Genomic DNA, 20,158 nt, shown 5'->3' on the forward strand with positions numbered 1-20,158 from the left:
TTATTATTTTAGTTTTTTTGGTATTGATATTTCAAATGTAGTTCCAATGCCTATATCAGAAGTTACATCTATTTCAATAGACAAATTCAAGCTAATCATATGCGCTATTGAAAGACCTATTCCAGAACCTTCTAAATCTTTGTTTCTCACATTTTCACTTCTAAAAAATCTGTCAAATATAAAAGGTATTTCTTCTTTTTTTATACCTATACCAGTATCTCTTATAATTAGTGTTACTTCATCTTCCACATCTTCTTTTAATTCTAATACTATCTCATCACCTAGTTTAGTATATTTAAAAGCATTATCAATAAAAATTAATATAAGTTGTCTCAATTTATTTTTATCTGTTATTATAACTTTATTCTTTAATTCAGAGTGAAATGTAAATTTTTTTTCTTGAAACTCAGCAATATCCACATAATCCTCTGATATTTCTTCTAGTAATTTTTCTAAATCAATTTCCTCCAGATTAACTTTAACAATAGAATCTTCCTTAGTAAGAGATAGTAAATCTGTTATCATCTTTTTAAGTCTTCTAGTTTCTTTCATTGCAGTAGCTATTGTTTCAACTTCATCATTTACTGTATTTTCTGGAGATTTTAACATACTTTCTAATTTTGATGAAACTATTGTTATTGGAGTCCTTAACTCATGTGAAGCATCTTGTATAAATTTAGCTTGATTCCTCCAAGCAGTCTCTATTGGAATTAATGCTTTTCGAGTAAGATATACAGCTACAAAGTACGTGATTATAACAGAAATTAGTATTCCAATTATAAGTACAGATGTCAACTGTTTTAAAGAATTCATCTCTGAGTCAATGTTTCTGATTATTTGTATCTGATATCTGCCCATATCCACATTTAATTCTCTAAATGTATAACCATTTTCTGTATATTTAAAAAATGTATTTTTCTTATCTAGTCTTCTGTCTGGAAGTAATTCATCAAAATATTCATTTTGAGTATAGTAACTTATTCTGTCATCTTCATAAACATATACCATATCTTTAGGGTCTTTAAGTCTTATTGGGTTTAAAAATGAGGTTCTCTTAAATTGAGAAACTATATACTCCAGTTCATCATTGATTTCACTATCAATTCCACTATATGTAAGACCTCTAAAATATGAATATATAAATATAGAAAATATTATTAAAAAACTACCCACTACAACAATGTACATTTTTATTAAATGGTTTTTAGTGCTGGTAAATACATTCTTATTTATCATCGAATATGTATCCTACCTTACGCTTAGTTTTAATATATTTATCATATCCATATTTACTTAGTTTTTTTCTCAGATTACTTACATATACCTCTACTATTTCAATAGTTGCATCTGAATCAATTCCCCATATTCTATCATAAATCTGTTCTTTTAATAGAATCGAACCTCTATTTAAAACAAAATATTCCAATAAGTTAAACTGTTTATTTTGAAGTTTTATTTCTTCTTTTTCAATATACACTCTTTTTTCTAATGTATCCAGATATAAAGATTTAAATTCTAATCCATTTCTTTCTTTTATTTTTCCATTAGTCCTCAATATGGCATATACTCTTGCTACTAGTTCCTCCATATAAAAAGGTTTTGTCAAATAATCATTAGCTCCTATAGTAAATGCTTCTACTTTATCGTCTAATGCTTCTTTGGCGGTCAATATAAGTACAGGTGTATCTATATTATTGATTCTCATTTTCTTCAAAATATCAATTCCATTTATATTAGGAAGCATTAAATCTAAGATAACTAAATCATATATATTTTGATTTATTAAATATAATGCTTCTTCTCCATCTTCACATTTTTCAGTTTCAAAATGAGTACTAAGTTCTTCTACTACACTTTCTAAAAGCACCCTGTTATCTTCAACTATTAAAACCTTCATAAATATCCCCTACCTTTATTTGTCTATCTTGACTTTATGAGATTTCAAATCAATATCTACATTTGCCTTTTCTTTTATATCATCATAAGTATATCCTACTATTTCAACATTCTTTGCTTTTGTTGAACATGTTATATCTATATCTGTTTCTTCTGAAGCCTTTAAAACTTTGTATGATGGTACACGACTTACTGTTAAGTATTCTCCATTATCATTAACTTCCGCTGTCTTAAGGATAATATTCCCCAAATCTTTTGATGATGAATTCTTTACTTTTATTTGATATGTGATTCCCTCTTTTGACTCATTTACTTTTTTAAGTTCTGAAGTAGATAATACTTCATACTGACTACTATTTTCTAGCTTAATTTTATTGTTTCTTATATCAATAGTATTTTTTTTTAAATTAACATATACAATTTTACCCTCTGCTTCATACTCATATGCATAGACTTCTACACTTTTGGCAAAAGTTTTATGTCCACATTCTACATAAGCAACTTTTCCAGGCATTAAAGTCATATCTAAAAGAGATTTACTATCAGATGAAGTAATTTTTTTATTTGCATCATATTCATTATATATTAGTTCAACATTTGATATATTAAATGTTGAATTATTTTCTATCTTTGTGGATGTATCTATTTTTCCATCTTCAGCTATATTTATAATCTCTGTTGCTCCTATATTCAATACTTTTGCATTGTCCTTATCTATTGTCACTTCATTGTTGTCTTCTGCTTGAATCTCAACTGAATCAGAATGTTCTTTTTCCCTTTTACATGCAGTCAGTGTAAAAATAAATATTGTTAATATAATCATTAAAAAAATTAATTTTTTTACTATTTTATTCATATTAAGCACCTCATATAGTAGTATTTTATAGTAGATTTTTATATTTTTTCATGAATTCCTTCAATGCTTGTGTAAGTATTTGGTGTTTTTCAAAATTTGAGTTGCTACATAATCTTTCAAAGTCACTCCAAGTTTCTTTATCTATACGTATTCTTGTTGTTTTTAATTCACTTAAAGATTCATTATCTATATGTACATCTTTTTTATTAGATATTTTTTTAGGTTTTATATTATAATCCTTCACTTCTAAATACCAATCATACACTTCACAAAGCTTATCTAAATCTTCTTGAGTTATATTTATTTTTCTGTCTTTTTTAGGTTTAATATTTTTTCTTACCTTTGTATTTTTTAAATCTGTGTCGTTAAACTCAATTTGTTCAATACTCTTATCTAAAACCTTTTCATTAGATTTCTTCTTTTTGGTGCTTACCTTTTTTATATTATTAATGTTATCTTCCTTAGTTTTTTCTTTATCTAAATCTTCTTTATACTTTAATTCGTCTTTTAATATGTATTTACCTTTTTCTGACTTATATCCTTTTTTATTTAAAAAAGTTCTTAAAGTACTTTGACTAATTTTTAAATTTTGAGCTATCTCTGTAAATTTTATTCCTTTATTTTGAAGCTCTAAAAATTTATCAATTCTTTCTTCATTATTCATTAATACTCCTCCGTCAATATCTTCTTGTCTTTCTTTTCATATTTCTTATTATATTCTTCTTTTCTAAATCTACTCTGTTTGATTCAATTATCTTTTGTAACATTTTATTATAAGTAAAATCATCTAAATTGTTGTTTTTTATATAAAGAAGTGTTTCTTCTTCATACTTAACAAAACAAATTGATAATAGCCATGCCATACCCATTTTAACATAATATTCTTCACTTTGTATATTGTTACAGTATTCAAAGATATCTTTAATATATTCATCATCAACATAATATATTAAAAACATAACTAATGCAAATCTAATCTCCCACAGATTTTCTGAACAAACATATTTTTTTAGTATATCATACATGTATTCTTTATAATTATTTGTACTCTTTAGTCCAGAACAAAATCCATCACAAATTGCCCAATTACTTATTTTAGGTACAAACTTTTTTATATAATATGAAATTTCTTCAAAATTACTATTTATATTACCAATCACCATACCTTGTAACATAACTTCTTCATAATAAGTATCTTCTGCTACTTCTAAAAATTCTTTCCAGTTACCTTTACTTATTTCTTTTGACAACTTTCTTAAATTGGGAATTCTAATACCTATTATATTTTCTGTCCCTGGTATAAGTTTCTTATTAAAATCTCTATACTTAATATCTTGCATAGATTTCATATACTCTAAAAATTCGGTATATTCCAATTTATCCCATTTTTCCCTACTAAGCATCATTTATTTACTCCTTAGTTCCTTTTTTCTTATTGTAACATAAAATTATATAAAAAAAAGCTTCTAACTATCAGAAGCTTTTTCAAAAATATACTAAATTTTTCAATTTAAAATTAAAATTAAATTAAAATTTTCTACAACATAATATCTCTTTAGAAAACCTTACTAATCTCCTACACCGAAGTCTGTATTATTATATAAAACTTCTATATTTGGATTTTCATTTAGGAATTCATACTTATTAATAAACCATTTAACCAGCTCTTCATCTCTTTTTATTTTAGAAGAATTGTTTATAAAAACATTCACAGTTGCTTTTTCAAAAGTATTTAAAATAATATCTATATCATTATCTATCATTTCTTTAGTCTGTCCTTTAATTCCAACCATAATACAAGGTGAATCAAAATATTCTTTTACCTCTTCTGGAGTTCTAAATCTTGCATTTTTATTTAAAAAATTATTTCTAAAATCATAATCAAATGTTTCAACCCCAATTTTAAATATTATAGGTATTTCAAAATAATCTCTCATTTCCTTTAGTCTATTTTTGTAGGACCAATGACTTTCTAAGAATAGTTTTTTTATATTTTTTTCTTTTATAATCTTCTTTATTCTCTCTAAAGTATCTTTAGGTATTTCAAAACAGCTACCAGAATTTATGACTTCAAGAACTCCATATTTTCCAGTTATATTTTTTAAAACTTCAAAATTTAATTTGTTCATTTCTTCTTCCAAATTAGAATTATCATCTATATAATCACAAAAAGAACATCTTCTCCATATACATGGAAAGCTTTTAAGTAAAACTATTTCTCTTTGATTTTTATTTATTATCTCACTATATCTATCCATATTCTCTCCTATCTTTCTCCAGTTAATGATACTTTTAAAGTCTTTGGAACTGCATTTAGTCCTAAATTTACCAAAACAACCGCAATTAATTTATCTGTATAATCTGTGAACACTTGAGTTATAAACACACTAAATACATCTCCAAACCCTAGTACTTTTAAAATTTGAACTATATAAGAAGAACCAGATGATGTAACACCTCCAAACAAAAAAGCTGAAATTACTGAACTTACTATAGATGTTGGTATGGCAAATAACAATACTCCTAATGGAGTTTTTAGACCAGTTAAGAATTTCTTTTTAAAAGCAATACCAGCAAGTAATCCTGTTGATATCTGGACTGGTGCAAAATAAAGAGAATATACATCAAATGTAACCCCACTTATTAAACTTCCAAACACGCCTGTAATAACAGCATATTTAGGTCCCAAAAGTGAAGCTATCATTATAGTTCCTATTGAATCTAAATATATAGGTAATCTTAGTCCCATAGCTATAAATGCACCTACTATATTTATAGAAATACCAAAGGCTATAAGTGTAATAGTTTTGACACATATTTTTCTTTTCACACTATATCACTCCTTCCACAGAGTCTATAATGTTTTCATATCCTTTAAAAAGTCTTTTTAAAAACATGTACATAAATTTCTTTTCATCAACCTCATTTAGAATAATCGCATTAGCATGTTTTTTGTAGAAATCAAATGAATCTACTATAGATTGCCCCATAGCTATTCCATCTTCCACAATTTCTACATATGATTCAAATCCCTTACATATACTTCTATCTATAAAATATGCTACTGCTAGAGGGTCATTTATTACACAACCTATTATTCCTTCTTGTTCCCAATGAAAATCAATATAAAATCTAGTGATTTCAGTTATATACTTAGCCATTTTTTCATCAAGTCTATTTATAAACTCAATAATATTAGGAGTAAGTACAATTTTTCTAGTTACATCCAAACATACCATGTGAATTTTTTTAGATAAATTCTTGTAAACATAATCCGCTCCATGTGGGTCTACCCAATAGTTAAACTCTGCTATTGGAGAACAGTTTCCATGAATTTTAAATGCTCCTCCCATAGATACAAATTCATCAAGATTTTCAAAGGCTTTTTTATCTTTCATAAGTGCTTTAGCTATGTTTGTAAGTGGTGCAAGTGCTATTATAGATACTTTTTCATGATTATGTAAAGTATTTATTATAAAATCTACTGCTCCATTTCTTGCTTTAACCTCTGTCACTTTTTGATAAAAATTTTCTCCTATACCATCTTCTCCATGTGTATCTTGAGCTGTTACAAGTGTTCTTTTTAGTGGTGCTTCTTCTCCTATATATACTGGAATATTTAGTGAAGAACACATTTGAAGTGTTTTTAGTGCATTTTCTGCACCTACATTTGCTGGTACGTTACCACAGCATGTGGTAATTCCAAGTACTTCTAGCTCTGGTGAGTTTAAAGCCAGAAGGATTGCCAAAGAATCATCAATTCCTGGGTCACAATCAATTATTACTTTTCTTTTTTCCATATTACTATCCTCCTTGATTTGTGGTCGAGGAGAACTACACATCTTTTTTCCACTTTCAAAAAGGTGTGTCTAAGGGTATTAATTATATACTGCCACTATATAATTCCTTAGTTTTTTATACTTGGAGTTCTCGAACAAGTACAGATGTTAAGTTTAGTTATGATTTTAAGTTATTTATTATAACATGTCAATCAACTAGAACCTTTCAAACACCTGATTTACTAACTACAAAAACTCTGTTTGTAGTTTAAAAGAATTTATTATATTTTTATGTGTCTCATTAAAGCATGCTCAAATAATAAACAAACTTTAATAAAATGTGGCACGTTTAAACCGATTATTATTATACAACAATATCATAAATATTACAATTAATACCTTTAATTAACTTTACATATAAAACTATCAAAACATTGAAATACTCAAATAGTATTATACCTAACATATAGCCTATTTTTAAGGGTTTATATTTTTATTCTATATAAATCTTTATTTAAGTTTTTGCGTTTTTTATTTATTTCTATAAAAATCATATCTCATTGTTTTTTTTAGATATTTTAATATTATGCCAGATGAATTATTTAGAGAAAACTTAAGAAAAGTAGCTGTGTCAGCATTTTTCTTTACACTTTCATCACTGTCAATAGCTATGGTTTTATCCATCATTTCAGATAATATTTCTACTATTGAAAATGGTCTAGGAATAAGTTTTTCTATAGCAATGATTAGCTTTGTTGCAATTTTTGCATATTTACAATACAAAGAAGGAAAAGGACTAGAATAATGATGTTTCGTTCAAGAACTAAAGAATATAGAGCAAAACATAATATGAAACAGGATGAACTGGCATCATTAGTAGGAGTAAGAAGAGAAACTATAGGAAATCTTGAAAACGGAAAATATAACCCTTCATTAAAATTAGCATTTGACATTGCTAACGTATTCAATGTAAGTATAGAGGAAATTTTTGAATATATAAAAAATTAGCAACTATTCTCTTCTTAAAATTTTTGCTATACTTTTATTAAGTAGATTAAAACTAATATAAGTTGGTGATTATATGAAAAGAAAACTTTCAACACACTTTTGGGGATATATATTTGGTTTATTCATAGTATTTTTAGTAGCTTTTATATTAAAAAAATTAGCGATAGATACTATGATAGGAATAATAATTGGAACTGGAATTGGATTTTTATTAATTTATCTATTTAATAAAAAAAGATGATGATAAGATTTGCAATACTTCAATATTGATGTTTACGAAAACCAATAATTATTTAGTATGACATCCAAGTGCTTACTGATAATTGTAAATAAAAAATGAATTGGATAATAATTCAACCAGTTTTACAATTGTAATATCCAGTTTTACATATACACTTGTAAAATATATTAAAGCGAAGTATTATACATATATATTTTCAAATAAAATAATTTATTTTATTTACTGAATATTTTTATTTTTTAGGGGGATGTATTGTGTTTAAAGACAAAGTTGATGAATGTGTTCATATAATGACTGCATACATTGTTAGTTTGAAAGAATACTATTCATTTATAGAAACTCAGATTGATGATTTTATTAAAAAATATGGAGAAGATATTGTGGAGTCTTGTCTTCATAGAATTATGATTTTATTATGTGAATGTGGTTTGGCATAAAATTTAAATTATCAAAAATAATAAGAAGAATTTTATATAAAATTCTTCTTATCTAAATATTTAATTTAATAAAAATTTTAAATTACGCTTTTTCTTTTATAAATGCTCTTGCTTTATCCATTGTTGACCACACATCACTATCATATATTTGTGTAAATTTTTCTCCTGTGGTCTTACTCATTTCTTTCATCTTGCTACAGGCACCTCCGCCAATAACATACAGATTCTCTGTTTTATATGGCTTATAATCTTTTATATCTATTACTAAATAACTTTCGTCTTTTCTTTTATAATATAATCCTATTATTTCTGCTGAAACTCTATCATCTCCACTATAAACTATTGTATGTTTAATCTTCTTGATATCTTCACTTTTTATATTATTATTTAATATACCTTCTACGATTAGCTTAGCCAAGCCCTCATATCCAAGTTTTTCTGCTTTCTCATAATCCTCTTTATTATCACAAAAAAAACTTTCTATTAATATAGCTGTAGGTTTTGAACTATTTAAAATATACAATCCTTTATCTAATTTAGCTCCCCTATTTTTGAATACCATACCTAATTTATTACATATTCTAGTTGCATATTCTAAGCCTTTATTGCTATAATATAACACTTCTGAGCCTTTTCCTTGACCATCACTTGCATTTAAATGTAACTCTATAAGTAAATCATATTCTCCATCATTAACTCTAGGTATTTTATAAGACTTTTCTTCATTTTTAGAACTAAACTGTTTTTCAGGGCATATTATTACACTTACTGTATGCCCTTTTTTTCTAAATATATCTGCTACTATTGGCGCCAATAACTTGTTATACTGATATTCGTTAACTAATCCATCAGCAGAAGTACATGCCCCATTTTTTAGAATACTATGTCCTACTGTAATACATATTTTCATAACATTTCACTCCCTTAATTAGATTTTATCTCGTGTATATGTCCCATAATAATGAAAATCTAAATGCATATAAATCATTCATCTTCATAAAAAAAAATAATCATTATTTTATTTTTTTTATAAAAATATCACAAATATTCTTAATATTCAATGTATAATACATAACTGGCAATCTAAAATGCACAACTAGACAAAAACATATTTATTTTTATGTGATTCTACCATATAATCTTTATTGTCTATTTTTATTTAAAAATTCGTAAAATTATTAATTGATAATACTTTTTTTAACTATAACACTTTTCTCATTTATATAATTTATAAATACTCTGTCTTAATTTTTTTATATTAATATCTCTTCATTACATTTTTTAATATAATTTTAGTTATATCAAAAATATCTTTTTAATCTTAAATATATTCACACATTCTCATAAATTATGTTATAATAAGAACATTGCGATGACAGTTTTAGATTTTTGACAACCGGAGTGTAAAATCACTCCTTTTTCTTTTTTACTAATTATAATAAATATTCAGTTAATATTAATATACTATTATATAAAGTAAATATAAAAAATAAACTTTGTTATATGTACATTTTGCATTAACGCAAAAATGAATTTCATATATATTTCTCACAATAGGAGTGCTATAGCACTCTTTTTTGTTTTTTATAATTATGTAAAACATTCAGATACCATGTAATAAATCTTCATTTTTCAATCCTATATAAGAATCAATTATTAGATAAATAATATTTTTTTTATCTTAATATTATCTAAATCAACACAAGATAAATCCAATATATCTTTTTAACATAAAAATCTTTTTCTTTAATATCATTTATCAAAATAGTAAGTATTCGCCTAAAAAGATTCTAATCAATTTTAATATCCTAAATTATTTTACAAGACCAAATTAAACTGATTTAAGAATAACTTAATTAAATTTGTAAACATTGTACCAATATAGAAAGTATAGAAATCTATATTATTAATAGATTATTGACAGACTTAAAAAAAAAAGATACAATAACATTATAAATTAAATTAACACCGTTAAGTTAAAGAGGTGATTATATGGGTATCAAAGAAAGACGTAAAAATGAAAAAATAGAAATGAAGAAAAAAATTATGGATGCTGCCATTGAAATTATCAACCAGGAGGGATATGAAAGTTTATCAATTAGAAAGATTGCTACAAAAATAGAATATTCTCCAACCACTATTTATCTTTATTACAAAGATAAGGCACAGATTATTAGTGATATGGCTAATGAACTTTATAATAAAATAGAAAATAATTCTATTGCTGTTATTGATAAATACTCATCATTTTCAGTAGATAAACAAATCAGAGAAATTATGCTTACTTTTATCAAAATTCTTTCTAGCAATCCAGAAATGACAAAAGCCATAATGTATAGTGGAATGAATATTATATTTGCATCTCAAAGTACTGCTAGTACCCCTACTAATAATGGTATAGAGGTGTTTGATGAACTTATTGCTACTGGAATTAAGCAAAAAATATTTAAACCAAATATAGATAATGCTTCTTGGATGCTTATAAGTGCATTATTAGGCTTTGTTTTATGTGCTGTTGAAAATCAATTGTATTCTTTACATAACTTCCCACAATTTATAGACAATTTCATGGATATTTTACTTGGAGGAATTTACAATGAGCATTCACAACAAAAATCTTAATAAGAAAAATAAATTTTTAAGAATTCTAAAAGTATTAACAGTTTTATTTTTTATATTTATATGTATTATTATTGTAGCTGTAGTTAATTTGAAACCAGAAAAATTAGTAGTACAAAATATAAATCCTACTAAAATAAAAAATGGTACTTATCTTGGAAGTGCTGATAATGGTTTAGTAAAAGCTACTGTATCTGTCGAAGTTAACAATGGAGTAATAAAAGATATTGATATATTGAAACATGACACTCTTTTAGGCCAGCCAGCTGAAAAGATTGTAAATAATATTATTAAGCAACAGTCTTTAGAAGTAGATGCTATAACTTCTGCAACTTACAGCAGTGATACTATACGAAAAGCTATAGAAAATGCGTTACAAAAAGGAGAGTAAAATATGAATACTATTATTATATATTCAAGTAAATATGGTTGTACCGCAGACTGTGCAAATATATTAAAAAGTAGACTATCAAATAATGTTACTATTGTTGATATTAAGGATAAAAACAGTAAAATTGAATTATCAAAATTTGATACCATTATTATTGGAAGTTCAATATATGTGGGTTCAGTTTCAAAAGAAATTCGTACATTCTGTAATGATAATATAGAGTTGTTAAACCAAAAGAAAGTTGGAATCTTTCTTTGTTGCGCATTCTCTGAGCAAACGGATAAATATCTGTCAAGCAATTTCCCATCATCATTATTAAAGAGTGCAAAATCAATAAGTGTATTTGGTGGTGAAGCTAGATTAGAGAAAATGAAATTTTTTGACAAATTGATTATGAAATCAGTTACAAAAAATGATTACAATAGTTTGAAAATATCACAGGATAATATAGATAATTTTTTAAAAAATTTTAATGACTAAAATAAGCTATACTCTTCGTTGATAAATCCATCTACCCCTGCTTTGTTTCAAAGAGTTCAAAAGTCATAGAACGTTTTGCCATATATTTTTGTACATTTCGTTACATAACTTTCCCTTATATAACTTTTGATATAAAATATAATAAAGTACATAATATGTTTTCACATTTAAACTTGAACATTATAAAATAAAAACTATTATATTTACTACATTGGAGATGATATTTATGGGAAAAGTTAAAATCAGACTGGCAAAGGAAACAGATGCTGAAGAAATATTAGCAATATATACACCATATATCACTAATACAGCAATTACTTTTGAATACGATGTCCCAAATATTAGTGATTTTAAAAATAGAATAAAAACAATTTGTTCAAAATATCCATATCTAGTATGTTTAATTGACGAAAAAATTGTTGGATATGCTTATGCTCATGAACATAATGAAAGAACCGCTTATCAATGGAATGCTGGATTATCAATTTATGTTGACGAAAAGTTCGTCAGTTGTAAAATAGGCATAGCTCTTTATAATTCAATAATAGATATATTAAAATTACAAAATATTCAAAACTTATATGTTAGCATTACATCACCTAATATTAAAAGCGAAAGACTTCATCAACACTTTGGTTTCAAACTATGTGGAATTTATCATAATACAGGATATAAGTTTGGTAGTTGGCATGATGTTATGTTATTTGAAAAATACATAGGTACTCATCCTATAAAACCAAACTACATAAAAACAATTAAACAAATTGATACAAAAGAAATCGCTACTATTTTAGAAAAAAGCAGTCTTCTTGTTAAATTACTTTAAAACACAAACTTTAAATAAACTAAAATAAAAATAAGAAAGTTACTTTAAAATAAGTATTTTAAAGTAACTTTCTTATTTTTTATTAAATTTTATAATAATAGTCATATTAACGTAAATACTATAAAAAGAGTTTAACTTTATTTATTTAGTAAAATCAAATCAAAATAGAAAAAATGGAAGGAGAATAATTGATGATAAAACTAATTGGTATATTAATAGTTGTGATTGGATTTATACTTAAAATTGATACATTATTTACTGTATTATTAGCAGGAATAGCAACAGGACTTGTAGCAGGATTAGATTTTAATCAAATCTTTACAATCCTAGGAGATTCTTTTGTCTCAAATAGAGGTGTGTCATTGTTTATACTAACACTACCCGTAATTGGTGTTTTGGAAAGATATGGATTAAAACAAAGAGCAGTTTCTCTAATAGAAAAATTACAAAGACTCACAACAGGAAAAGTACTGAGTATATATATGTTTGCTAGACAAATAGCTGGAGCCTTATCAATAAGAATGAGTGGACATCCTCAATTTGTAAGACCACTTGTTAACCCTATGGCACAAGCTGCTGGATTAAGCAACAGTGATGAATTAAAAGAATCAGACGAAGAAGCTATAAAAGCATTGTCTGCTGCATCAGAAAACTATGGTAACTTCTATGGTCAAAACTTGTTTGCAGGTAGTAGTGGAGTTTTACTTATAGCATCTACTCTTACTCAATTTGGATATAATGTAACTGGAATTGAGATTGTAAAAGCTAATATCATTATGGCCATAATAGCATTTATAGCTGCTACAATCCAATTTACTCTATATGATAAAAAATTAAATAAAAGTCATAAGAGATAGATTTATTTAGGAGGTATAAAAATGCAAAATTTTATAAACATATCGTTGGAAATTTTTTATGCATTAATGGGGCTTTTAATGATTGTCATAGCATACAGGTCTTTTACTACAATAGACAATAATAAAAAATACGGTACATCATTATTTTGGATACTAATATCGCTACCATTTATATTTGGAAGATTAATTCCAGCTAATATAATAGGAATCATACTAATATTATCTAGTTTATTAACACTTACTAAACAAGTCGTATTTGCAAGATACGAAGAACCAAATGAAAATTTTGGGAAAGAACAGGCAGACAAACTTAAAAATAAAATATTCATACCATCATTAATATTAGCTTTTGCAGCAGTAATTGTAGCTATGAGTCTTTCTAATTTTGATAACTCTTCACAGTTTGCAATAGGTGTAGGTTCAATAATCGCATTAATATCTGCTCTTATAATAACCAAATCAAAATCATCTACCTCAGTTCACGATGGTTCAAGATTACTTCAACAAATGGGACCAGCTAGTATGCTACCACAACTTTTGGTTGCATTAGGTGCTTTGTTTACTCAAGCTGGAGTTGGAGAAGTTATCTCAGGTATGATATCAGGAGTAGTTCCTACTGACAATAGATTATTTGGTGTTATAGCTTATGTATTAGGTATGGTTATATTTACTATGATAATGGGAAACGCATTTGCTGCATTTTCAGTCATAACAGCAGGAATTGGAATTCCTTTTGTATTGTCTCAAGGTGGAAATCCTGCTATAATTGGAGCATTAGCATTAACAGCAGGGTATTGTGGAACTCTACTTACTCCAATGGCTGCTAATTTTAATATAGTTCCAGCAGCTTTACTTGAATGTAAAAATGATTATGTTGTTATAAAGTATCAAGCACCAGTTGCTTTAATATTAATTGTAGCACACATATTAGTAATGTATTTTTTAGGATTTTAATATGAATAGGAGGTAAAATAATGAAAGTTTTATTAACAGGATTTGACCCATTTGGTGGAGAACCAATAAATCCCGCTCAAGAAGCTGTTGAAAGGGTCAAAGATAATATAAATGGCTCAGAAATCATAAAAATAACTATACCAACAGTTATGACAAAATCTGTTGAAGCAATAGATAAAGCTATTCAAAAACACAACCCTGATATAGTAATATCAGTCGGACAAGCAGGAGGTAGATTTGATATTACACCTGAGAGAGTTGCTATAAATGTAGATGATTTTAGAATAAAAGATAATGAAGGAAATCAGGTTATAGACACGGTTATAAAGGAAGATGGTCAACCTGCATATTTTTCAAAATTACCTGTAAAAGCCATGGTAAAACATATGAATGAAAATAAAATTCCAGCTAGTGTCTCAAACACTGCAGGTACATTTGTTTGTAATCATGTAATGTATGGAATTCTCTACATGATAGATAAAAAATATCCTAATATAAGAGGAGGCTTCATACACATACCATATGTGACTTCACAAATAATAGATAAAAAGAATACACCATTTATGTCTTTAGAAGAAATAGTTAAAGGTTTGGAATTAGCCATAGAAGCTTGTATAATCCACAAAGATGATATAAAAGAAATTGGTGGTGAAATTTCATAATAAATATCTAAAATAAACTTTTTAAATTATAAATGAAAATATATTTGTTTAAATATAGACTGTAAGTATATTTGTTTAAATTCAAACTTACCTACAGTCTTTTTATAATATGTACAATATTCAAATATAAAATTAAATTCTATTCTGTTCTCCCCACTCACACATTGCATCTAAAATCTTAATCAGAGACTTCCCTCTCTTTGATAAACTGTATTCTACTTTAGGTGGTATTTGAGGATATTCAGTACGAATAATCAAATCATCTGCTTCCAATTCCTTTAATGATAAGCTCAGAGTCTTATAAGAAATAGTCTTTATATAACGTTTTAGTTCATTATATCTAACAACTTTAAATTCAGCAAGGCAATAAAGAATTACCATCTTGTATTTTCCATTAATCAGTGAAAGTGTATAACTAAACCCTGTTTCACTTAAATCTGCCTGTGAGATACAATCCATACCCATGTGCTACACTCTCCTTTAGGTTAGTATTGAACAAAAATGTGCGTACTTGTCTTTTAACTAATTTATAATAAAATTATAGTGTAAGAACAATTAAAAGTCAATTTGCTATAATACATATAAATCTTGCTTAAATCCTAGTACTTTAGCATATTGTCAAATTTTTAATTCAATTACTCTTCAATTCAAGTTATAAAAAACTTCTAACAAATGTAGTTTCATATCACTGATAAATTTAATAATAGGAGGTGTTTTAAATGGACAAAAAAATTATTGTTTTAAACGGAAGTCCAAGAACAAATGGAAATACATCTGTACTTATAGATTCATTTGTGTCAGGTGCTGAAGAATCTGAAAATACAGTTAAAAGTTTTAATCTTCAACAAATGAATATACACCCTTGTATGGGCTGTTTCGGTGGTGGCAAAGATACTGAAAGTCCATGCGTTCAAAAAGATGATATGGATAAAATCTATCCATACTATAAAGAAGCAGACATCGTTGTACTTGCGTCTCCACTCTATTACTGGAGTATCAGTGGACAACTTAAGTGCGCATTTGACCGTTTATTTGCTGTAGCAGAAATTGACCCCAACTACAACAATCCCAAAAAAGACTGTATTTTGCTAATGGTAGCAGAAGGACATGATTTTGATGAAACTATACAGTATTATAACGGATTAATCAAACATTTAGGATGGGAAAATTTAGGCGAGGTCTTAGCTGGTGGTGTCATGCAAATTGGAGATATTCATGGAAAACCTATTTTAGAAAAAGCAAAGACCCTTGGAATGTCTATTAAATAAAGTTTACTGGAGGAATTTCTAATGAAAGTTTTATTAATAAATGGTAGCCCAAACCAATACGGATGTACTTATACAGCATTAAATGAAGTTGCTAAAACATTAAATAAGCATGATATTGAAACCGAAATATTGTATTTAGGTAAAAAGCCAATACCAGGTTGTATCGCTTGCTCATCCTGCTTTCAAACTGGCAAATGTACTTGGAATGATAAGGTCAATGAGTTAGCGAAAGAACTAGATAATATTGATGGCATTATTGTTGGTTCTCCTGTATATTTTTCTGGTGCAAGTGGACAACTAACTTCATTTCTTGACCGCTTATTTTTTTCAGCTGGAAGTAAAATGGCAAAGAAACTTGGTGCATCAGTTGTATCATGTCGACGTGGTGGAGCAACTGCAACATTTGACCAACTAAATAAATATTTCTCAATTAGTAATATGCCTATTGTATCATCACAATACTGGAATCAGGTGCATGGTTTTACACCAGAGGACGTTATGAAAGATAAAGAGGGATTACAAACTATGAGAACTTTAGGTGAAAACATGGCATGGCTCCTTAAGTGTATTTCAGCTGGGCAAAAAACAGGAGTCAAAGACCCTCAATATGAAGAAAAAGTTATGACTAACTTTATACAATAAATAATTGAGTTTTATTAATTGTTAATTTAAGATTAAAGTCATGCTTACTAAATAGAATAGCTCATATAAAACAGTGTAATAGCTAGCTAGTGGTTTTGATTTTATTTATATCAAAACCACTAGTTTATTATTTCATCTGTTTAAAACGATTAATTTCTGACATGCTCAGCTATACCTTTCCATTTTCTTTTATAAAAATAGACTACCCCAATAATCGCTGGAAATATGTGCTTGTTTAGTCTCTCCAAGTCCCCTAAGAATAGAACAAATTGAATTGTATCCAAATACAAACACAGTACTTCCTACTACTTGACCAACAACAATCATGTCTACAATATTATAAAATGATTGCAATAAATTTATGAAAAATAATGGTATACTAAGTTTTACTAACTTTGTAAACACATTACCAGTAGTTAAATCTTCTTCTATTCTTTTCATGATATAAATTTTCCTCTCTTTTTATAATTAAAATAAAAAAAGCAGTAAGTATTGTACTTTAATACAACCCTCCTGCTCTTACGCTTTAAATAATTTATATTGTTTTAATACTTAATAATAAATGACAATATAAAAAGGGCTATATACAAACATCGTATATAACCCTCAAAATAAACACTCTTATTCAATATTAGACAGCTTAAATAAGTATAGATGACTATACTAAAAATTTGATTTTGATTGTGTGCAAATAGAGATAATATTTTTAATTGCTTTTTATCTATATACATAATAAAACTTAAATCTTATATCAATATAATTCTAACCTTAAATAAAACTTAAATTATTTAAATTATGTGTTTAGTTTTATTCGCTACTTATTTTTATTGTAATTTTTTAGTTTACATTTTTTATAATAAACTTGCTATACTTTTATTAATAAGATTAAATCTAAAATAAGTTGGTGATTGTATGAAAAGTATAAATATTTATACCAAATTAAAAATAATCTTCTTAACATCTATGGCTATGTTTGTTATTGGAGCAGCATTTATCTTTTTTATAGAAAATTATATAATATCAATTATTTTTGTACTTGTTGGTATTTTTATTGATTGGAAATTTTATCGTTGCCCAAATTGTAATCATTATTTAAATTCAAGAATGGAACTTGTAAAGGATATCACTTATTGCCCATATTGTGGAAAAATTATCAAATAGTGATTTAAATTGCATTTTATATTTAATAAAGAAATTTTATTATTGATAATCAGGATATTACATATAAATAATTAAGGTTTAACCGAATTTAATTGCATTTGTTTTATTTATTTTTATAAAAGAATATATATATGCTATAGGTATAGTCTTATCTTTTTTGTTGTATCTTAAAATTTTTTAGCATAATAAAAAAGATATAAAGAACTATCTACAAGTTCTTTATATCTTTTAAATATCTATAAGTAAATCAATTAATTTTTACATCCTCTTCAAAATATCTCTTTTAAAGTTCTTACTAACAGTAACAGTAAATTTTATTTTTTATCTTATTGTTGATTTTAATATTCCAACATCTCACTTTATTTATTCTTACATTCATTTTAATAATATATCACTGAATACTTTTTTATGTTTATTCTCTACTTTAAATTTAATTAATTCGAATATATAAGCCTTTAAGTCAATGCACCCATGTAAACCTTGTCAGTTTATTGTTGTAGTTTATTCTTCAAAAAATAAATATAATTTTATAATATTTTTTAATCTAAAACAAGCATGTTGAATAATAAATCATATTCTAGTATTATTAACTTGTAGAATAAAAACTAAATTGGTAAAACTAGAAAAATTTAGTAATAAAAGTTATAGTGATAAGTACTAAAAAATTCTTTGTAAGTTATGTTAGCAAGTTAGCACATATATAATTTTTTTATTTTTACTAAAGTTTTTAGGGGGATGGATAATATGTTTATTGGAGAAATAGACAGATGTACACATATATTAACTGCTTATATCAGTAGTTCATATGATTATTGTAATTTTATAGATACACAATTAGATGATTTTATATCAGAATATGGAGAAACTGTAGTTGAATCTTGTTTATATCAAGTTTTATTGTTAGTAAGTAGATATAATTAAAATTAAGTTTCATTTTCTAGAAAAACCTTTTTAGATTTTCTACCTTAAATAACTATATAATTTTTTATACTTTGTAAGTAACTATAACTTCTTTTAAAGTAAAGATGTATTGGGAGTACATCTTTACTTTTTCATTATACAATTAAAAAGTGTATACTATAAAACAAAACAACTAATACAAATTACACCTTTTATATTCTCTTGAAACACATGAATCATTCTATACACAGATTCTACAATCTCATCAAATATGAATCTAAGTTTTTACTACTTCAAATTTTATCTATCTATAACGCAAATCATATTTATAAAATATCCCCCTAGTACACTTAAATCATATATAAAGTAACATCAATATTTAGAATATTCAATATCAATTGCGTAACTGGTCAATAAAAACGTATAACTAGACAAATTTCCATATTTATATAAAAAATTCAAGAAAAACAATCATTTTATTTATATATTTTTTATTTTTTTATTTTCATCCCATTTACAACATTTCCTCTAAAATAGGAATTAATGACAATCCCTTTTTTGAAAGTGAATATATAATAATTTTCCACTTCCCTCCAATAATTGAAAGAGTATATCCAAATGGTGTAGAAGTTATATTAGTTAAATCAGATATATTGTAGTTTTTCATACTCATTTAATCACCATTATGTAATAAAACTACTATCCTAAACGTTAGTACCTTACTTAAAAGTAAGTACTTGTTTAAATATAAAATAGTACATATACTTATATAAATAAAAGTTAAAAAATATGAGGAGATGACTTTCATGAAAAAATGTAAAATAGAAGTGATAAAAACAACATTCCACAAAGACTTAGCAGATGAGTATGGATGTAAAGGTATTGGGAAATGTCCTATGCATGAAGTAGGGGAAGTATTTTTTGGAGATTTTGCTAAACCTGAAAAATTATGTGATGAAGCATGGAAAGCAATGTATCAATATGTATTTGCTTTATCTCATGGTAGTGAAAAATTTTACTATGGAGATTGGATAGATAAAGAAGGAGTGGCTATATGCTCCTGTAATGATGGAATTCGTCCTGTCATTTTTAAAATTGAGAGAACTGATGAAGAATCTAAAATGGAATATAAACCTATAAGATAGATAATATTTACAATATTGTATGTTTTAATGCATTAC

The 20,158-nt window shown here is 26.1% G+C and carries 28 protein-coding genes and 1 riboswitch; of the genes, 16 read left to right on the forward strand and 12 right to left on the reverse strand.

Features of this window, described 5'->3' with window-relative positions; genetic code table 11:
- Nucleotides 1-3: 3 nt before the first annotated feature.
- From KGF41_RS12135 to KGF41_RS12170, 8 genes are all read right to left on the reverse strand, one after another.
- Nucleotides 4-1,236: a sensor histidine kinase gene (locus tag KGF41_RS12135; protein WP_227841084.1), complete on the reverse strand. Its 1,233-nt coding sequence runs from the start codon at nt 1,234-1,236 to the stop codon at nt 4-6.
- Nucleotides 1,226-1,897 (reverse strand): response regulator transcription factor, encoded by a 672-nt coding sequence (locus tag KGF41_RS12140; RefSeq protein ID WP_227841780.1) that lies wholly within the window; start codon nt 1,895-1,897, stop codon nt 1,226-1,228. The genes KGF41_RS12135 and KGF41_RS12140 overlap by 11 nt, the downstream gene beginning before the upstream one ends.
- A gap of 15 nt (nt 1,898-1,912) precedes the next feature.
- On the reverse strand, nt 1,913-2,752 hold the full coding sequence (locus KGF41_RS12145) for a hypothetical protein (protein WP_227856690.1): 840 nt from the start codon (nt 2,750-2,752) through the stop codon (nt 1,913-1,915).
- A 25-nt stretch (nt 2,753-2,777) separates the two neighbouring features.
- On the reverse strand, nt 2,778-3,416 hold the full coding sequence (locus tag KGF41_RS12150) for a DNA-binding protein (RefSeq protein WP_227828404.1): 639 nt from the start codon (nt 3,414-3,416) through the stop codon (nt 2,778-2,780).
- Nucleotides 3,417-3,429: 13 nt separating this feature from the next.
- Nucleotides 3,430-4,158 (reverse strand): DNA alkylation repair protein, encoded by a 729-nt coding sequence (locus KGF41_RS12155; RefSeq protein ID WP_227828403.1) that lies wholly within the window; start codon nt 4,156-4,158, stop codon nt 3,430-3,432.
- A 162-nt stretch (nt 4,159-4,320) separates the two neighbouring features.
- The gene (locus tag KGF41_RS12160) at nt 4,321-5,010 is read right to left on the reverse strand and encodes a radical SAM protein (protein WP_227841782.1); all 690 of its coding nucleotides are present in this window, start codon (nt 5,008-5,010) and stop codon (nt 4,321-4,323) included.
- A gap of 8 nt (nt 5,011-5,018) precedes the next feature.
- On the reverse strand, nt 5,019-5,582 hold the full coding sequence (locus KGF41_RS12165; protein ID WP_227828401.1) for an ECF transporter S component: 564 nt from the start codon (nt 5,580-5,582) through the stop codon (nt 5,019-5,021).
- A 1-nt stretch (nt 5,583) separates the two neighbouring features.
- On the reverse strand, nt 5,584-6,552 hold the full coding sequence (locus KGF41_RS12170) for a nucleoside hydrolase (RefSeq protein ID WP_227856691.1): 969 nt from the start codon (nt 6,550-6,552) through the stop codon (nt 5,584-5,586).
- Between the two features lie 101 nt (nt 6,553-6,653).
- Nucleotides 6,654-6,697: riboswitch (PreQ1 riboswitch) on the reverse strand.
- A gap of 393 nt (nt 6,698-7,090) precedes the next feature.
- Here KGF41_RS12170 and KGF41_RS12175 point away from each other — a divergent pair.
- The 4 genes from KGF41_RS12175 to KGF41_RS12190 all read left to right on the forward strand — a co-directional run bounded on the left by KGF41_RS12175 (nt 7,091) and on the right by KGF41_RS12190 (nt 8,217).
- Nucleotides 7,091-7,336, forward strand: a complete 246-nt coding sequence (locus KGF41_RS12175; RefSeq protein WP_227828556.1) for a DUF3796 domain-containing protein — start codon at nt 7,091-7,093, stop codon at nt 7,334-7,336.
- 2 nt (nt 7,337-7,338) lie between these two features.
- Complete coding sequence (locus KGF41_RS12180; RefSeq protein WP_227828555.1) at nt 7,339-7,539, forward strand: helix-turn-helix transcriptional regulator; 201 nt, start codon at nt 7,339-7,341, stop codon at nt 7,537-7,539.
- 73 nt (nt 7,540-7,612) lie between these two features.
- Nucleotides 7,613-7,780, forward strand: a complete 168-nt coding sequence (locus KGF41_RS12185) for a succinate dehydrogenase (protein WP_227828399.1) — start codon at nt 7,613-7,615, stop codon at nt 7,778-7,780.
- Nucleotides 7,781-8,034: 254 nt separating this feature from the next.
- The gene (locus KGF41_RS12190; RefSeq protein ID WP_227828398.1) at nt 8,035-8,217 is read left to right on the forward strand and encodes a hypothetical protein; all 183 of its coding nucleotides are present in this window, start codon (nt 8,035-8,037) and stop codon (nt 8,215-8,217) included.
- 82 nt (nt 8,218-8,299) lie between these two features.
- Here KGF41_RS12190 and KGF41_RS12195 read toward each other — a convergent pair whose 3' ends face one another.
- Nucleotides 8,300-9,127, reverse strand: a complete 828-nt coding sequence (locus tag KGF41_RS12195; protein ID WP_227828397.1) for an N-acetylmuramoyl-L-alanine amidase — start codon at nt 9,125-9,127, stop codon at nt 8,300-8,302.
- A gap of 1,082 nt (nt 9,128-10,209) precedes the next feature.
- Between KGF41_RS12195 and KGF41_RS12200 the strand changes: the two genes are divergently transcribed.
- The 7 genes from KGF41_RS12200 (at nt 10,210) to pcp (ending at nt 15,006) form a co-directional block, all read left to right on the forward strand.
- A complete protein-coding gene (locus tag KGF41_RS12200; protein ID WP_227856692.1) occupies nt 10,210-10,839 on the forward strand; it encodes a TetR/AcrR family transcriptional regulator in 630 nt (209 codons plus the stop codon).
- Nucleotides 10,814-11,227: an FMN-binding protein gene (locus KGF41_RS12205; RefSeq protein ID WP_227856693.1), complete on the forward strand. Its 414-nt coding sequence runs from the start codon at nt 10,814-10,816 to the stop codon at nt 11,225-11,227. Before KGF41_RS12200 ends, KGF41_RS12205 begins: the two co-directional genes overlap by 26 nt.
- Nucleotides 11,228-11,230: 3 nt before the next feature.
- Nucleotides 11,231-11,707 (forward strand): flavodoxin domain-containing protein, encoded by a 477-nt coding sequence (locus KGF41_RS12210; RefSeq protein WP_227856694.1) that lies wholly within the window; start codon nt 11,231-11,233, stop codon nt 11,705-11,707.
- Between the two features lie 226 nt (nt 11,708-11,933).
- Entirely contained in the window at nt 11,934-12,533 is a 600-nt protein-coding gene (locus KGF41_RS12215) for a GNAT family N-acetyltransferase (protein WP_227829693.1), read from the forward strand.
- Nucleotides 12,534-12,724: 191 nt separating this feature from the next.
- Entirely contained in the window at nt 12,725-13,390 is a 666-nt protein-coding gene (locus KGF41_RS12220) for a DUF969 domain-containing protein (RefSeq protein ID WP_227856695.1), read from the forward strand.
- Between the two features lie 21 nt (nt 13,391-13,411).
- On the forward strand, nt 13,412-14,344 hold the full coding sequence (locus KGF41_RS12225; RefSeq protein ID WP_227829695.1) for a DUF979 domain-containing protein: 933 nt from the start codon (nt 13,412-13,414) through the stop codon (nt 14,342-14,344).
- A 20-nt stretch (nt 14,345-14,364) separates the two neighbouring features.
- Nucleotides 14,365-15,006, forward strand: a complete 642-nt coding sequence (gene pcp, locus KGF41_RS12230; protein ID WP_227856696.1) for a pyroglutamyl-peptidase I — start codon at nt 14,365-14,367, stop codon at nt 15,004-15,006.
- Nucleotides 15,007-15,138: 132 nt separating this feature from the next.
- Here the strand turns inward: pcp and KGF41_RS12235 are convergent, their stop codons facing one another.
- On the reverse strand, nt 15,139-15,471 hold the full coding sequence (locus KGF41_RS12235; protein ID WP_227829697.1) for a winged helix-turn-helix transcriptional regulator: 333 nt from the start codon (nt 15,469-15,471) through the stop codon (nt 15,139-15,141).
- A 254-nt stretch (nt 15,472-15,725) separates the two neighbouring features.
- On the opposite strand from KGF41_RS12235, the gene KGF41_RS12240 reads away from it, so the two are divergent.
- Both KGF41_RS12240 and KGF41_RS12245 read left to right on the forward strand, forming a co-directional pair.
- Nucleotides 15,726-16,274: a flavodoxin family protein gene (locus KGF41_RS12240; protein WP_227856697.1), complete on the forward strand. Its 549-nt coding sequence runs from the start codon at nt 15,726-15,728 to the stop codon at nt 16,272-16,274.
- Between the two features lie 21 nt (nt 16,275-16,295).
- Nucleotides 16,296-16,916, forward strand: coding sequence for a flavodoxin family protein (locus KGF41_RS12245; RefSeq protein WP_227856698.1), 621 nt, complete (start codon nt 16,296-16,298; stop codon nt 16,914-16,916).
- A 189-nt stretch (nt 16,917-17,105) separates the two neighbouring features.
- On the opposite strand, the gene KGF41_RS12250 is transcribed toward KGF41_RS12245, so the two are convergent.
- Complete coding sequence (locus tag KGF41_RS12250) at nt 17,106-17,357, reverse strand: hypothetical protein (RefSeq protein WP_227841787.1); 252 nt, start codon at nt 17,355-17,357, stop codon at nt 17,106-17,108.
- Between the two features lie 471 nt (nt 17,358-17,828).
- Here KGF41_RS12250 and KGF41_RS12255 point away from each other — a divergent pair, with 471 nt between their 5' ends.
- Complete coding sequence (locus KGF41_RS12255; RefSeq protein ID WP_227829701.1) at nt 17,829-18,077, forward strand: hypothetical protein; 249 nt, start codon at nt 17,829-17,831, stop codon at nt 18,075-18,077.
- 744 nt (nt 18,078-18,821) lie between these two features.
- Nucleotides 18,822-18,998, forward strand: coding sequence for a hypothetical protein (locus KGF41_RS12260; protein WP_227433148.1), 177 nt, complete (start codon nt 18,822-18,824; stop codon nt 18,996-18,998).
- A gap of 493 nt (nt 18,999-19,491) precedes the next feature.
- Here the strand turns inward: KGF41_RS12260 and KGF41_RS12265 are convergent, their stop codons facing one another.
- Nucleotides 19,492-19,650, reverse strand: coding sequence for a hypothetical protein (locus tag KGF41_RS12265; protein ID WP_227850431.1), 159 nt, complete (start codon nt 19,648-19,650; stop codon nt 19,492-19,494).
- A 133-nt stretch (nt 19,651-19,783) separates the two neighbouring features.
- Between KGF41_RS12265 and KGF41_RS12270 the strand changes: the two genes are divergently transcribed.
- Nucleotides 19,784-20,122 (forward strand): TIGR04076 family protein, encoded by a 339-nt coding sequence (locus tag KGF41_RS12270; RefSeq protein ID WP_227829703.1) that lies wholly within the window; start codon nt 19,784-19,786, stop codon nt 20,120-20,122.
- Nucleotides 20,123-20,158: the final 36 nt, after the last annotated feature.

Source organism: Clostridioides sp. ZZV14-6150 (assembly GCF_020657875.1).
Classification (GTDB): Bacteria; Bacillota; Clostridia; order Peptostreptococcales; family Peptostreptococcaceae; genus Clostridioides.

What these genes read in the sequence shown, in the direction of transcription:
- KGF41_RS12135 (WP_227841084.1), bottom strand. Translation starts at nt 1,236, where the DNA reads ATGATAAATAAGAATGTATTTACCAGCACTAAAAACCATTTAATAAAA.
- KGF41_RS12140 (WP_227841780.1), bottom strand. Translation starts at nt 1,897, where the DNA reads ATGAAGGTTTTAATAGTTGAAGATAACAGGGTGCTTTTAGAAAGTGTA.
- KGF41_RS12145 (WP_227856690.1), bottom strand. Translation starts at nt 2,752, where the DNA reads ATGAATAAAATAGTAAAAAAATTAATTTTTTTAATGATTATATTAACA.
- KGF41_RS12150 (WP_227828404.1), bottom strand. Translation starts at nt 3,416, where the DNA reads ATGAATAATGAAGAAAGAATTGATAAATTTTTAGAGCTTCAAAATAAA.
- KGF41_RS12155 (WP_227828403.1), bottom strand. Translation starts at nt 4,158, where the DNA reads ATGATGCTTAGTAGGGAAAAATGGGATAAATTGGAATATACCGAATTT.
- KGF41_RS12160 (WP_227841782.1), bottom strand. Translation starts at nt 5,010, where the DNA reads ATGGATAGATATAGTGAGATAATAAATAAAAATCAAAGAGAAATAGTT.
- KGF41_RS12170 (WP_227856691.1), bottom strand. Translation starts at nt 6,552, where the DNA reads ATGGAAAAAAGAAAAGTAATAATTGATTGTGACCCAGGAATTGATGAT.
- KGF41_RS12180 (WP_227828555.1), top strand. Translation starts at nt 7,339, where the DNA reads ATGTTTCGTTCAAGAACTAAAGAATATAGAGCAAAACATAATATGAAA.
- KGF41_RS12185 (WP_227828399.1), top strand. Translation starts at nt 7,613, where the DNA reads ATGAAAAGAAAACTTTCAACACACTTTTGGGGATATATATTTGGTTTA.
- KGF41_RS12195 (WP_227828397.1), bottom strand. Translation starts at nt 9,127, where the DNA reads ATGAAAATATGTATTACAGTAGGACATAGTATTCTAAAAAATGGGGCA.
- KGF41_RS12200 (WP_227856692.1), top strand. Translation starts at nt 10,210, where the DNA reads ATGGGTATCAAAGAAAGACGTAAAAATGAAAAAATAGAAATGAAGAAA.
- KGF41_RS12205 (WP_227856693.1), top strand. Translation starts at nt 10,814, where the DNA reads ATGAGCATTCACAACAAAAATCTTAATAAGAAAAATAAATTTTTAAGA.
- KGF41_RS12210 (WP_227856694.1), top strand. Translation starts at nt 11,231, where the DNA reads ATGAATACTATTATTATATATTCAAGTAAATATGGTTGTACCGCAGAC.
- KGF41_RS12215 (WP_227829693.1), top strand. Translation starts at nt 11,934, where the DNA reads ATGGGAAAAGTTAAAATCAGACTGGCAAAGGAAACAGATGCTGAAGAA.
- KGF41_RS12220 (WP_227856695.1), top strand. Translation starts at nt 12,725, where the DNA reads ATGATAAAACTAATTGGTATATTAATAGTTGTGATTGGATTTATACTT.
- KGF41_RS12225 (WP_227829695.1), top strand. Translation starts at nt 13,412, where the DNA reads ATGCAAAATTTTATAAACATATCGTTGGAAATTTTTTATGCATTAATG.
- pcp (WP_227856696.1), top strand. Translation starts at nt 14,365, where the DNA reads ATGAAAGTTTTATTAACAGGATTTGACCCATTTGGTGGAGAACCAATA.
- KGF41_RS12235 (WP_227829697.1), bottom strand. Translation starts at nt 15,471, where the DNA reads ATGGGTATGGATTGTATCTCACAGGCAGATTTAAGTGAAACAGGGTTT.
- KGF41_RS12240 (WP_227856697.1), top strand. Translation starts at nt 15,726, where the DNA reads ATGGACAAAAAAATTATTGTTTTAAACGGAAGTCCAAGAACAAATGGA.
- KGF41_RS12245 (WP_227856698.1), top strand. Translation starts at nt 16,296, where the DNA reads ATGAAAGTTTTATTAATAAATGGTAGCCCAAACCAATACGGATGTACT.
- KGF41_RS12250 (WP_227841787.1), bottom strand. Translation starts at nt 17,357, where the DNA reads ATGAAAAGAATAGAAGAAGATTTAACTACTGGTAATGTGTTTACAAAG.
- KGF41_RS12255 (WP_227829701.1), top strand. Translation starts at nt 17,829, where the DNA reads ATGAAAAGTATAAATATTTATACCAAATTAAAAATAATCTTCTTAACA.
- KGF41_RS12260 (WP_227433148.1), top strand. Translation starts at nt 18,822, where the DNA reads ATGTTTATTGGAGAAATAGACAGATGTACACATATATTAACTGCTTAT.
- KGF41_RS12265 (WP_227850431.1), bottom strand. Translation starts at nt 19,650, where the DNA reads ATGAGTATGAAAAACTACAATATATCTGATTTAACTAATATAACTTCT.
- KGF41_RS12270 (WP_227829703.1), top strand. Translation starts at nt 19,784, where the DNA reads ATGAAAAAATGTAAAATAGAAGTGATAAAAACAACATTCCACAAAGAC.